The 14246-nt window shown below is 35.7% G+C and carries 12 protein-coding genes; 4 read left to right on the forward strand and 8 right to left on the reverse strand.

The window, feature by feature from the left end; all coding sequences use genetic code 11:
* Positions 1-805 precede the first annotated feature (805 nt).
* Positions 806-3850, forward strand: a complete 3045-nt coding sequence (locus AC2CGR_RS24840; RefSeq protein WP_087966975.1) for an efflux RND transporter permease subunit — start codon at positions 806-808, stop codon at positions 3848-3850.
* 41 nt (positions 3851-3891) lie between these two features.
* Here the strand turns inward: AC2CGR_RS24840 and AC2CGR_RS24845 are convergent, their stop codons facing one another.
* The 4 genes from AC2CGR_RS24845 to AC2CGR_RS24860 all read right to left on the reverse strand — a co-directional run bounded on the left by AC2CGR_RS24845 (position 3892) and on the right by AC2CGR_RS24860 (position 7332).
* A complete protein-coding gene (locus AC2CGR_RS24845) occupies positions 3892-4416 on the reverse strand; it encodes a P-loop nucleotide/nucleoside kinase family protein (RefSeq protein ID WP_087966977.1) in 525 nt (174 codons plus the stop codon).
* A gap of 132 nt (positions 4417-4548) precedes the next feature.
* Positions 4549-5469, reverse strand: coding sequence for a phosphate ABC transporter permease PstA (gene pstA / locus AC2CGR_RS24850; protein ID WP_000994142.1), 921 nt, complete (start codon positions 5467-5469; stop codon positions 4549-4551).
* Between the two features lie 2 nt (positions 5470-5471).
* The gene (pstC, locus tag AC2CGR_RS24855; protein WP_000676679.1) at positions 5472-6362 is read right to left on the reverse strand and encodes a phosphate ABC transporter permease subunit PstC; all 891 of its coding nucleotides are present in this window, start codon (positions 6360-6362) and stop codon (positions 5472-5474) included.
* Positions 6363-6432: 70 nt separating this feature from the next.
* Positions 6433-7332: a phosphate ABC transporter substrate-binding protein PstS gene (locus AC2CGR_RS24860; protein ID WP_000245119.1), complete on the reverse strand. Its 900-nt coding sequence runs from the start codon at positions 7330-7332 to the stop codon at positions 6433-6435.
* Positions 7333-7844: 512 nt separating this feature from the next.
* On the opposite strand from AC2CGR_RS24860, the gene AC2CGR_RS24865 reads away from it, so the two are divergent.
* From AC2CGR_RS24865 to AC2CGR_RS24875, 3 genes are read left to right on the forward strand one after another with little or no spacing between them, the layout of a single operon-like run.
* Positions 7845-8102, forward strand: a complete 258-nt coding sequence (locus AC2CGR_RS24865; protein ID WP_000252984.1) for a FeoA family protein — start codon at positions 7845-7847, stop codon at positions 8100-8102.
* Positions 8099-8821 (forward strand): FeoB small GTPase domain-containing protein, encoded by a 723-nt coding sequence (locus AC2CGR_RS24870; protein WP_087966979.1) that lies wholly within the window; start codon positions 8099-8101, stop codon positions 8819-8821. The genes AC2CGR_RS24865 and AC2CGR_RS24870 overlap by 4 nt, the downstream gene beginning before the upstream one ends.
* Complete coding sequence (locus tag AC2CGR_RS24875) at positions 8799-10199, forward strand: nucleoside recognition domain-containing protein (RefSeq protein WP_000443586.1); 1401 nt, start codon at positions 8799-8801, stop codon at positions 10197-10199. Before AC2CGR_RS24870 ends, AC2CGR_RS24875 begins: the two co-directional genes overlap by 23 nt.
* 62 nt (positions 10200-10261) lie before the next feature.
* Here the strand turns inward: AC2CGR_RS24875 and AC2CGR_RS24880 are convergent, their stop codons facing one another.
* From AC2CGR_RS24880 to gerLA, 4 genes are read right to left on the reverse strand one after another with little or no spacing between them, the layout of a single operon-like run.
* Complete coding sequence (locus AC2CGR_RS24880) at positions 10262-10399, reverse strand: hypothetical protein (RefSeq protein WP_087966983.1); 138 nt, start codon at positions 10397-10399, stop codon at positions 10262-10264.
* Between the two features lie 11 nt (positions 10400-10410).
* Complete coding sequence (locus tag AC2CGR_RS24885) at positions 10411-11577, reverse strand: Ger(x)C family spore germination protein (RefSeq protein ID WP_131101415.1); 1167 nt, start codon at positions 11575-11577, stop codon at positions 10411-10413.
* On the reverse strand, positions 11561-12685 hold the full coding sequence (gene gerLB, locus AC2CGR_RS24890; RefSeq protein ID WP_087966986.1) for a spore germination protein GerLB: 1125 nt from the start codon (positions 12683-12685) through the stop codon (positions 11561-11563). Before gerLB ends, AC2CGR_RS24885 begins: the two co-directional genes overlap by 17 nt.
* A complete protein-coding gene (gerLA, locus tag AC2CGR_RS24895) occupies positions 12686-14164 on the reverse strand; it encodes a spore germination protein GerLA (protein WP_131101413.1) in 1479 nt (492 codons plus the stop codon).
* Positions 14165-14246: the final 82 nt, after the last annotated feature.

Consider the following 14246-nt stretch of genomic DNA (forward strand, 5'->3'; position numbering starts at 1 on the left):
GCATGTATTAGGCACGCCGCCAGCGTTCATCCTGAGCCAGGATCAAACTCTCCAATAAAGTTAGTTTGTCTAGCATCATAAAATAAAAATTGACGTTTCACGTTGTTTGTTTCGTTCAGTTTTCAAAGAACTTGTCCGTCGCTCAGAAGCGACTTCATCATATTAACATCTTCATTTTTCGATGTCAACTAAGTTTTAAAATTTCTTTTTTTGTCGTTTTCTGCATTTCCGCATCAGCGACGTTTATTAATATACCATCATGGTTTTTAAATAACAAGTGTTTTTTTTAAAAAACACAAAAAATATTTGCCCTACTTTCTTCTATATAGATACATCTCATCTCCTCTACAGAAAACAACTAACTTAAATTGTATACCAATACACTCTAATTAACCAAACTACATTTCATAATCCCTCCCCAGCTTTTCATTCTCTTCTATATTAAAGTCCATAATCAATTGCTTCTCTTTAGACTAACTAAAAAAACAAATCAATCCACACTCAAAAAGAAAATAACTTCCCCACTTCCTAATAATGCGAACATGCTGATTTTTTGTCCCTCCACACAAATCATTACTAGTTGAAAGAACCAAGTGTTGGCAGATAGCTCCACCCCAACCGAATTCAAGGTGAGAATCTTATTGTCCGACCAATGGCGGGATCGATAACGAAATTCCAACAAAACATCACCTTAAGATTATTGTTAGAATTTTTTTACATTTAATTAATGAAAAATATCCATTTTTTGTTATATAGTAAGAGAGGACGTACTCAACTATAAATAAACCAATGGAGGAATTACTTTATGGATAGGTTAACGAAGTTTTCATTAAAAAACCGCGCCGCTGTTATCATCATGGTTTTTCTCATTTCCATACTCGGTGTTTATTCCGGCTCTAAATTACCTATGGAATTTTTACCTAGCATCGATAATCCCGCAGTCACCGTCACAACCTTATCTCCAGGACTCGACGCTGAAGCAATGACAAAAGAAGTAACCGATCCTCTTGAAAAACAATTTCGCAACTTAGAACACATCGACAACATCACCTCTTCTACTCACGAAGGATTATCACGCATCGATATCGCGTATACATCCAAAGCAAATATGAAAGATGCCACACGTGAAGTTGAAAAGGCCATTAATACAATTAAATTACCTAAAGATGCAACTAAACCGATAGTTAGCCAATTAAATACTTCTATGATTCCACTGGCTCAAATTGCAATCCAAAAGCAAAACGGATTTTCAAAAACAGATGAAAAACAAATCGAAAAGGAAATCGTACCACAACTCGAAAGCATTGATGGCGTTGCCAACGTTATGTTTTTTGGAAAATCAACTACCGAATTATCTATTATACTAGACCCAAACCAATTAAAAGATAAAAACATAACAACGGAACAAATAGTAAAGGTTTTACAAGGAAAAGAAACTTCCACTCCAGCTGGAGCTATTACCGTTAATAAAGAAGAATATAACCTTCGTGTCATCGGGGATATAAAAAATGTAGATGACATTAAAAACATCACTGTTGCACCTCAAATTAAATTACAAGATGTTTCTCAAATTGAACTTAAACAACACTACGATACAATCTCACATATAAACGGCGAAGAAGGCACTGGATTAATCATCATGAAAGAGCCAAGTAAAAATGCAGTTGCAACTGGAAAAGAAATCGATAAAAAAATTAAAGATATAAGTAAACAATATAAAGATCAGTTTTCTATTAAACTTTTAGCATCAACTCATGAGCAAGTTGAAAATGCTGTTACTAGCATGGGAAAAGAAGTAATCCTTGGAGCAATTGCTGCAACTCTAATTATCTTAATCTTTTTACGTAACTTCCGAACGACACTCATTGCTGTTGTCAGTATTCCATTATCTATTTTATTAACACTCTTTTTACTACACCAATCTAACATCACACTTAACACTCTAACACTTGGTGGTTTAGCCGTTGCAGTTGGACGTCTCGTCGATGATAGCATCGTTGTCATTGAGAATATTTTCCGCCGGTTACAAAAGGAATCTTTCTCTAAAGATATTATTCTCGATGCAACGAAAGAGGTCGCCGTCGCAATTACTTCTTCCACCTTAACAACGGTCGCTGTTTTTCTACCTATCGGCCTCGTATCAGGAGTAATCGGAAAATTAATGTTACCTATGGTATTAGCGGTCGTATATTCTATACTATCGTCCTTAATCGTTGCACTAACAGTTGTTCCACTTATGGCTTTTTTACTACTCAAAAAAACAAAACACAAAAAGCCAAGTTCTTCACCACGATATGTGGCTACATTAAAGTGGGCTCTTTCGCATAAATTCATTATTCTACTTACTTCTTTTTTATTATTCGCAGGATCGATTGCTGCCTATGTATTACTACCGAAAGCGAATATACAATCTGAAGACGACACAATGTTATCTATTAATATGACTTTCCCAGCTGATTACGCTCCTGAAACACAAAAACAAAAAGCCTTTGATTTCGAAAAGAAGCTACTTTCTAATTCAGATGTAACGGATGTTATTTTACGAATGGGATCTAGCGCAGAAGATGCACAATGGGGGCAAACGACCAAAAATAATCTCGCAAGTATATTGGTAGTCTTTAAAAAAGGTTCTGATATTGATCAGTATATTAAAGAGTTAAAGAAAGAACATAAAACTTTTGAACCCGCTGAACTTGATTATATAAAAATGAGTTATTCAAGCTCTGGCGGCGGCAATAATTTGCAATTCAACGTAACAGCCACTAACGAAACGAATTTAAAAGAGGCTGCTACTATCGTCGAAACAAAACTAAAAGATATGGATGATCTTTCTAAAGTAAAAACGAATTTAAAAGACTCTAAGAAAGAATGGCAAATCCATGTTGATCAAACAAAGGCCGAACAACTAGGATTAACACCAGAATTAGCAGCTCAACAAGTAGCATTCCTTATGAAGAAATCACCTATTGGTGAAGTTTCAATCAATAACGAAAAAACTACTATTATGATAGAACATAAAAAAGAAAGCATTACTAAACGAGAAGACATTTTAAACACAAACATACTATCACCTATTAATGGAGCAATTCCTTTAAAAGACATTGCAACTATTTCAGAAAAGCAACTTCAAACAGAAGTCTTCCATAAAGATGGGAAAGAAACGATTCAAATTACCGCAGAAGCTTCAAATGAAGATTTAAGTAAGGTAAGCGCAGAAGTGAACAAAGCAATAACCGACTTAGATTTACCTAGCGGAGCAAAAGTAAACATCGCAGGCGCCACTGAATCTATGCAAGAGAACTTCACAGATTTATTCAAGATTATGGGGATTGCAATCGGGATTGTATATTTAATTATGGTTATTACCTTCGGGCAGGCGCGTGCTCCTTTTGCAATCTTGTTCTCCCTGCCATTAGCTGCTGTCGGCGGTATTTTAGGATTAATCATTTCAGGAACACCAGTTGATGTAAATTCCTTGATTGGAGCATTAATGTTAATCGGGATTGTCGTTACAAACGCTATCGTATTAATAGAAAGAGTACAACAAAACCGGGAACACGGTATGGAAACAAGAGAGGCCTTGCTTGAAGCAGGTTCCACTAGACTACGTCCAATTATTATGACAGCTATTACAACAATTGTTGCTATGCTACCACTCCTATTTGGCCAATCACAAGCAGGAAGTATGGTATCAAAAAGTCTAGCCGTTGTTGTCATCGGTGGTTTGGCAGTCTCAACTGTTCTTACATTAGTAGTCGTTCCAGTTATGTATGAACTATTAGATAAAATCGGGAGAAAAAGGCGCTCTCGTAGAAAAATAAGCACTTCTACAGAAACACCTGATATTTAAAAGAAAAGGGTTATCTTCATGAATGAAGATAACCCTTTTCTCTACCTATTCATATAATCCATCATTTTTTCCGCATACCGTTCTAGAGATTCACTAGAATCCACAATAATATATTCACTATTTAAAGGTCTTTTACTACCATTTAACCATTTTTTAAAAGCTACTTCTGACTCTACCTTTTCAATTTGACTGACCATACGCTTACGTGTTTGCAACCTATTATTAATCTCTTCCATATCATTCACATAACACTCAATATATTTATATTTCACACCATGTTTATTAGACAGCTTAATTCCTTTTTCAACCATTCCTTCATATAGACATGGACTATCCAATATCACACTATGCCCTTGTTCTAAATAAGAATCAATCAATACCCATTCAACATCGTATGATACTCCTACAACAATCGTCGATTCAATCCCTTTCATTTCTAATGATTGCAACAATGCGGATTTCAAAACATCATGATCTACAATTACAGCACCTGTTAACTTCGCAATATACTTAGAAACTGTCGATTTTCCTGCCCCAGGAAAACCTGACATTTGTAAAAAAAACAATTCCTCCACTCCTTCAGTTGCACCTATTCGTCTATACAATCAATTACAAATTCAACAATCATTACATCCATTCCTTCTATCATTAAAATACAAAAACCCCCTACTTATAAGTAGAGAGTTCCCCTTTACAGCTTATGCAGCTTTTACCTTCTTCGTCGTTTTACTTTTTCTTTTCGCTCCTGTAAAACGTTTGTGCAATATAGATGCTACTAAGCGTGAAATAACATTGAATAGTAATACCATAATAATTAATACAGCTGCAGATTTTGTCGCAATTAACTTCGCATCTGGGATAATCCCTTCAGAATTTAACTTCCAAATGTGAACCGCTAACGTTTCAGCTGGTCTAAATGGATTTAAAGGATGAGCAGGACTTGAGAAATCCGCTGCTGAATTTAAAATTGGAGATGTTAAACCCGCTGTATAAATTAATGCCGCCGCTTCACCAAATATACGACCTGCCGCTAAAATAACACCTGTAATAATTTGTGGTAGTGACGACGGAATAATAATACGAGTAATCGTTTGCCACTTTGTTGCACCTAATCCAAGACTCGCCTCTTTCACATTAGAAGGAACCTCTGAAATCGCATTTTCACAAACACGCGTTAAACCTGGCAAGTTTAAAATCGTTAAAGCAAGGGCACCACCCATTACTGTGTATCCCCATCCTGTCATTGTAACGAACACTAACAAACCGAACAAACCAACAACAATAGAAGGTAAAGATGCCATTGTCTCAATACATAAACGAACAAAATTTAAAAAACGCCCTTGTTTTGCATATTCTGCCAAATATATTCCAGCACCTAATCCAAGGGGAATAGATATAATAAGCGTTATAACAAGCATATAGAAGGAATTGAATAACTGCGGACCAATCCCACCACCAGCTCTTGTATTGCTTGGTTCTCCAAACAAGAAATTAGGATCCCAAAAACCCCATCCCTTTTGTAAAATCTCAAATACTAAGAACACTAGCAAAGCTACAACTAAAGCCGCAACCGCATAAAAGATACCTGTCCAAACTTTATTTACCGTTCTTGCATTCATTATTATCGCTCACCTCTTTGCCCAATTGCTCGAATTACTAAAATAAACAGGAATGAAATAACAAGTAAAATCATTGCTAAAGTCCATAGCGCATTGTTCCAAGCAGTTCCGTTTAATGTATTTGTCATGTCCATTGTCAAAATACCAGTTAACGTTGCTGTCGGACTATATATTCCTTCTGGTAATTTAATCGTATTCCCAATTACCATTTGAACCGCTAACGCTTCACCAAAAGCACGCGCTAAACCTAAAACAACACCTGTTAAAATCCCTTTTTTCGCAGCAGGAACAATTACCCGGCTAATCGCTTGCCATTTCGTTGATCCTAAACCATAAGAAGCTTCTAAATAATCAAATGGAACAGAGCGTATTGCATCAGAAGCGATACTAGCAATAGTAGGTAAAATCATAATACTCAGGACAATAATACCCGCAATTAAACTAAACCCTACTCCTCCAAACGAATCACGTAATAGCGGTACTAAAATTGTAACCCCTAATAATCCGTATACAACCGAAGGAATACCAACTAATAATTCTAAAACAGGCTTCAATACTTTATTTCCAAACTTCGGCGAAATTAAATTCATGAATATAGCAAGAGCTATAGCAATTGGCGCACTAATAATAACCGCACCTAACGAAACTACCGTTGAACCTACAATGAAAATTACAGCCCCGAAAGTTCCCTCATCAGCATTTGGACTCCATTTTGTCGATGTTAACATCTCAGTAAACGAGATACCACTTTGCGTAAAAGATTGAATTCCTTTACCGCAAATAAATGCAATAATAGCTAATGTAACTAAAACAATAAAAATACCACAAAACGTAACAAGTGATCTTCCTATATATTCACTTTTCACGTAATTAATTTGTTTTTTCCCCTTCATCACAGGACAGACCCCACTTCATAAATTGAAATGAACAGGACTGGCCTTGCAGCCAGCCCCATAAATTTTATTACTTATTTAATTTAGACATTGGAATATAACCCATATCTTCTACTTGCTTTTCAAAATCTTTCCCTTTTACATAGTCAATGTAAGCTTTTGTTGCTTCTTTTGCCTCACCTTTCGTTACCATGTACTCGTAAGACCAGAATGGATATTTACCAGACGCAATGTTTTCAACTTTTGGTTCAGCACCATCAATTTTCACTGTTTGTAGCGCACCTTTTTTCTCGCCAACCATGTAAGACATTGCTAAATAACTTACTGAACCTGGAGTAGAGTTAATCGCTTGCTCTACTGCACCGTTAGAATCTTGTGTAGTACCAGTTCCGTCATTAATTTTCGCGTCTTTCATAATTGTTTTTTCAAATGTAGCACGTGTACCAGAAGAAGCCGGACGGTTAATTACGTTGATTTTTTCATCTTTCCCGCCTACCTCTTTCCAGTTCGTTACTTTTCCAGTGAAGATATCTTGTACTTGTTGTACTGTTAAATTATCAACTTTTACATCTTTATTTACGACAAGTGCGAACGCAATACCCGCTACCTTGTTATCTACTAATTCTTTCGCCTTATCAGCATCTTTTATTTTATCTGCAGATGGAACATCTGAGTTACCAATTTGGACTGCACCAGAAGCTACTTGGTTAATTCCAGTTCCACTACCGCCACCTTGCACTTGAATAGAAACGTTTGAATTTTTCTCCATAAATTTCTTTCCAGCTTCCTCTGCAAGAGGTTGAAGTGCTGTAGAGCCTGCAGCTGCTATCGTACCTGACAATTCTTGTTTTGCATTATCGCTTCCTTTAGCATCTTTACCTGATGTCTCTTCTGCTTTTCCACATCCCACTAATGAACCCGCTACCACTAAAGCTGCTAAAGAAAATTTAATACCCTTTTTCATAACCATGTCTTGTACCCCCATTTGGATTATCACTTTTCACATTTGTCTACTTCTTTCGAACACAAATTCATTGTAGGACAATAATATTATGTGAGTGTTAAGCAATTTTTAATTTTAAGTAAATGACGATAATACTCCTTAAAAACTAGGAATCCCAACATTTATAGTTAAAGAACCCAACAAAATCCACACTAATTAAGCTGTAATGTAAATTTACTCTTAACAATGTAAATTCAATGTAAATGTTTTTCGCTCTTTTCCCCTTTTAGTTAAAGTTACATTTACAATTCCGCTGTATTTTGTTACTTTTACACACCTAATTTATGCACATTACACAGAATTTCAGTAATATTTTTTAGTACAACTAAATAAATTGGAACAATTCTAAAAATAAATGAATATTTTTAAAGTACCAATTGACAGCATCATCCAATGTAGTCTACTATATTACTAACAAAAAGTTTACCTAAGGAAACTTTTTAAACTTAAACTAACAATATAGAGATGAGGTAACTTTTATGGTATCGGCTAATATAAAACCACTTTCCGAATTTAAGACTGGAGAGTTTGTACAAATTGAGAAGATACAATTAGAAGGAACTATGAAACGACGTTTATTAGATTTAGGATTTATCCCAGGCGCAACGATTAAAGTATTACAACGCAGTCCACTTGGAGATCCGGTCGCTTATCAAGTAAGCAACACCACTATTGCACTACGCAAGGAAGAAAGTTCCCTTATTTTCGGGGTATTAATAGGAGATGATTTCAGATGAGCAAACATCGCATTGCTTTAGCTGGCAACCCGAATACCGGGAAAAGTACATTATTTAATACTTTAACAGGCTTAAAACAACATACTGGAAACTGGACGGGAAAAACTGTTTTAAAAGCTGAAGGGGAATATGAACATAACGGTAGTAAATATACATTAATAGATTTACCTGGAACTTACTCACTATATTCAAATTCTGCGGATGAAGAAGTAGCAAGGGATTATATTATATTTGAAAAACCAGAAGTAACTGTAGTTGTTATCGACGCAACTGCTATGGAGCGAAATTTAAATTTAGCACTTCAAGTGATGGAAATGACGAGCAACGTAGTCATTTGTATTAACTTAATTGATGAAGCTGAGAAAAAAGGCATCGTTATTAATGAAAAGAAATTAGCAAAATCACTCGGTGTACCTGTAGTTAAGATTTCCGCTCGTAACCGAGTAGGCATCGGTCATTTACTAAATGTCATTGCCAAAGTAGCAAATAAAAAACTAATTCCAACACCAATTAAAATTTCTTACAGCGAAAAAATCGAGAATATGATTCAGGAATTAGAACCACAAATTTATAAAGTGTTCGGTGATACGTATCCAGCACGTTGGATTGCGTTACGTATATTAGATGGAGATAAAAATTTCTTAACTACACTTCAAAAACACCATAATGAACCACTTGTAAGGGAGGTCGTAATGAATGGAATCTCACTCAGCCAGTAAAGCTCTTCCATTAGACTATATTATTCAACATGCACAAGCACTATCAAAAGAAGATATACGAGATGATATTGTCGGAGATATTTATCGAACATCTGCAAGCATATGTAAAGAATCTGTTCAATATACAAATACGGATAAATTGTATCGTTCTGAAAAACTAGATAAAATTTTCACATCTCCAATCTGGGGATTCCCAATTATGCTCGGTATTTTATCTATCATTTTTTATCTTACAATTGCAGGCGCTAACGTACCATCTGATATGATTGCTGAATTCTTCGGATGGGCCGAAGGATATTTAACATCTTGGTTCCAAGCAGCACATGCACCTGAATGGTTACATGGCATTTTAATACTTGGTTTATTCCGTGGTATCGGTGCTGTTATTAGCGTTATGTTACCACCTATGGCCATCTTTTTCCCTATGTTTGCACTATTAGAAAACTACGGATACTTACCACGCGTTGCGTTTAATATGGACCGCTTATTCAAACGCTCTGGTGCACACGGTAAACAATCTTTAACAATGGCAATGGGCTTCGGTTGTAATGCAGCAGCCATTATGTCAACACGTATTATTGAATCACCACGTGAACGTATGCTTGCAATCTTAACAAACAACTTCGTTCCTTGTAACGGTCGCTGGCCTATGTTAATTTTAATGGCTTCATTATTTATGGCTGCTGGTTATACAGGTAGTATGCAAACATTGGTTACTGCTGGCGTTGTAGTTGGAATGGTTGTAATTGGTATCGTTATGACATTAACCGTTTCTTGGGTACTATCAAAAACAGCTTTAAAAGGCGTTCCAACTCACTACACACTTGAGTTACCGCCGTACCGTAAGCCAAAGGTTTGGAATACAATTGTGCGTGCAACACTCGATAAATCAGTTTATGTTTTAAAACGAGCTGTAGTTGTAGCTGCCCCTGCGGCTGCATTAACTTGGTTACTAGCTAATATTTTCATCGGTGACACAAGTTTACTTATGTATTTTGTAAACTTCCTAGATCCATTCGCTAAAATGTTAGGACTTGACGGCTTTATTCTAGCTGCTTTCATTCTTGGACTACCAGCGAATGAAATTGTTATCCCGATTTTATTAATGTCTTACTTATCAACCGGAGCTTTAACTGAAATAGATGATTTTAATCAAATTAAAAATCTATTCTTAGAAAATGGTTGGACTTGGTTAACGGCGTTAAACACAATGTTGTTCTCACTTCTTCATTTCCCATGTGGAACGACACTGGTTAACATATATAAAGAAACAAAAAGTGCAAAATGGACATTCTTATCGTTTGCAATCCCTACCGTTATCGCAATTGTTGTGACATTCCTCTCTACACAATTGGTACATTGGTTAGGGCTTGTATAAAAACAAAGCATACATAGAAGGTATCCCCCTTCACATATGCTTTGCGCGAAAGAAACCTGAAATTATTCAGGTTTCTTTTTTTGCACATCAGTATTCCAAGGCTGCGCTCCATACGTTGTGATTTTTTTATGAATGTAGTATACGGTTCCCGGAAGAACTGCCATTAATATTGTGCAACTAATCCCTAATCCAGTAAACACCTTCCATCACCTTACTTTACTCTTTTTGGTAAAGCTGAACCCGAATGTTCAATTGTTGGATGAACATGAACAGTAACCTCAGCATCACTAAAGTAATTTTCACCTTGATCCCAATTCTTACTTATTTTTTTCCACTCCTTATAATTATGCCGCTTATATACTTCCCCTAACTCTAATACATCTACCTTATATTTTTTTTGAACAAGCTGAATGGATTTTCGGATGCGCGTCTCCATTTCCTTCGAAATATCCTTCTCTAAACGTTTTTCATTCAAGACCTTTTTATGATCACTAAAGTGTAACTCAGCTATTGTACCTTCCAAATATAAGTGAATATTAAACTTTGGTTTTGTAATATTCTTTGTAGATACTTTAATTTTCCGACGCAACTTATGAATTTCATATGTAATAAGTTGATTCTTTTTGCGGATGGTAAAAAAACCTCCAATTTTTTTACCTATTATATAATTCATCCCTAATGTTTCTTCCCCATTCAAACTACCTACACACTTATTATCCTTCCCACGGAACAACGCTGCCCCGTTCATTTGTACACCTTGCTTTGTTAATTCAAGAATAGGTAATACGAAACTTCGGTTCGCAATCATCTTTTCCTGAACCTCACCAATTCTTGCAGCCTCAACCATTTGAGCATTTTTCGGAGGATGTTCAGCTAACATATCAATATACTGCGCTGGTAAATTTTCAGGCTTAGCGCTCTGTTTCAAAATAGCTTCTGCATCTTTGTCAGAAACGAACAAACGAATATTTCGTCTCATCTCATGATCACGAATATATACATCTAACGTATTTTGTAAAACATATGGATTCCTTAATAAATCTTTAGAAAAAATTATCACTTGTATATGTGGAAAGAATAATGAGCGACTAATTTTTTTTGCGATAATTCGTATTTGCTCAAAGACACTATCTGCTTTCGCACTCACATTAATATAATTTTCGCTATCTCCACCACCTTGTCCCCCTTGTTGCGCTAGCTTACTGGGAAGCACCATCTGATACGTCCCTTTCATAATCGGATTTGATTTATTTTTTTTCACGATATCATAGGCTGCACCTACTACAAATCCTCTTTCTTCTATTTCTTCTAGCTCAGAACACCCACTGATAGATCCAACTAAAACCATAAGCATTATAATTTTAAGAAGGTGTTTCATTTCTACCATTCCTTCTTTTTATTTTATATACAATAAAAACTAACAAAGGTGCTAACACGACAAACCCCATATCTATCCAAGCTAAATAAGTTCCATAATTTGATAAAGCATTTAAACTACTAGGTATCATATTCACCATAAAAATAATCGGGGCACTTACAAAAATGAAAACATGTTTCTTCACTTTTGGAAACATAGCGCAAAATAATAAAGATGCGACGTCATAATACATGGCCGTAGTGTTATAAATAGTAATAATCCATGTTGTAAAAAAAATTGCATCAAATCTTTCTAAAAACCCTCCACCAATTTCAATTTCTTTCCCTAATTCAATTGTTGGGTACGTCAATCCACGAGTTGTCATATACGTAAAAACACTAATACAAGTTACATAAATTAAAATGTACGACAACACATTTACCATTACCGCTTTCGCAACTGCCAATGGTGCTTTTTTTGCCGCCTTATCATTCAGCAACACAGCATAAAACAGAGCTACTTCAAATCCAATAAACGTAAAAATAGAATTTTTAACTCCAACAGCATATTGACTTACTTTCGTTTGAAAAGCTGGTAGTAAATTATTTATTTCCATTAAATTTATATTCAGTAAAGAAAGAAGCACGATCGCAATTAAAACAATAGGTAAAAATAGAACATTTAACCTTAATAAGGCCGCTCTTGATCCCGCTATTCCATAAATAACAACTAATAAGAAGAAGAAAGACAGTAGTTGTATTGGTGTATCACTAAATAAATATGTTTGAGAAATGACTGAAATCATTCTCGATTCATATGCTGTCAACGCAGCAAACGTTAATACTAAAATGCTACTAATCGTGTATGCAACAGGCTTTGTCAAATGCGCACTCGTATATTGAACAAAGTTTTGTTTCGGGAATAAAATAGCTACCCTCGTTACAAACCAACCTAAAACTGCACAAACCAATCCACCCAAAAGCAAAATAATCCAACCGTCCGAAAATAAGGTTTGGTTAGCGATATCTCTTGGCATAGACAATGCCCCTATACCAATAATGGTCGAAGATACCGCAAACCCAATTTCCCGAGATCCAATCTCTTCATCGCCATACTCAAATGGTTTCAATTATTCTCGCTCCTTTGGACGTATTGTAGAATCCTTCGTTTGTAAATATTCCGGTCTCTCTTTCAACATTGATTTTGGCAAACGAATAAGCTCTTCTTTCCAATCTTTATAAAAAGCTGGAGCTATAGGTGTTGTATAAGGAATACCAACACTCTTCAAGTTTGTAATATGAACCGCAAGTGCAATAAGCGCTAAAATAATTCCATACAATCCAAAAGCAGTCGCCGCTAATACAAAGACAAAAAGTAAAATTCGAAACGTAATTGTGATGCTATACACCGGAAGTGAAAATGTAGCAATTGCTGTAACCGCAATAATGATAACTAAAAATGGATTTACAATTCCTGCGTTCACCGCTGCTTCTCCAATTACAAGCCCACCTACAATCCCAATTGTTTGTCCCATCGGTTTCGGCAACCTAATTCCCGCTTCTCGTATTAACTCCATCGTTAATGCCATCATTAATGTTTCTATATATGCAGGAAACGGAACACCTTCTCTTGCCCCAGCAATCGAATAAGCCAATTTAGAAGGAATAAGTCCTTGGTGATATGAGACGAGCGCTACATACATCGCCGGCATTAAAACTGCAACTATACCAGAACCCATCCGCAAAATTCTTAATAAAGTCCCTATTACCCAACGCTCATAATGATCTTCCACAGATTGAAAAATATCAACAAACACTAGCGGAGCTATAAGGGCAAACGGTGATCCATCCACCAAAATAGCTGCCTTTCCTTTCGCTAATGAGGCCACAATATTATCAGGCCTTTCCGTATTCAAAAACTGCGGAAACGGTGACAAATTATTATCTTGAATTAATTGCTCAATTGTACCCGTCTCAAAAACAACATCTGTCACTATGGATTGAAGACGCCGATCTAGCTCTTTTACAATGTAAGGATTAATAATGTCTTCTATATATACTAAAGTCACTTCTTTTTGGGATCTCTTCCCCATAATATAAGATTGAAATCTCAGCTTTGGGTCACGTAAACTACGGCGAATTAACATTTTATTCACGTTAATATCTTCATTTAATCCTACCCTCGGTCCACGTATTAAATCTTCTGTTACTGGCGGTTCTAAACTTCTTTTTTCCCAAGCTCTACTATTTATCACGATAGCAGTTTGAATATTATCAATTAATATAACTGTATCTCCCGCTAAAATCGCATTTATAATATCCGGAAATGTTGTCTTCTTACCAACTTCTGCAATAGAAATAAAGCGATCTAATAATGTTTGAACAACAGCTTCATCTTTTTGTATTTCTTCATATTGAAGTGTACGAACTACATATTTATAAACATTATCCTTATCTGTTAACCCACATAAAAAGACAACAGCACAGCGTGTAAAACTACCAGCAAGGGCAACTTCCCTAATTGTTAAATCATTAGGCGAACCTAACTCATCCCTAATTTCTTTCATAACTTCAAATAAGTTACCTTTTAACTCTAACAAGTCCCCCACCTAACTTCCTTTTTAACAAGTTTTTAGTTAGATTCCGCTAATAGAAGAAAATATATACAAAAAAGAGCTATCTCTTTTCAAA

This window comes from Bacillus sp. LSHTCR4 (genome assembly GCF_057197025.1).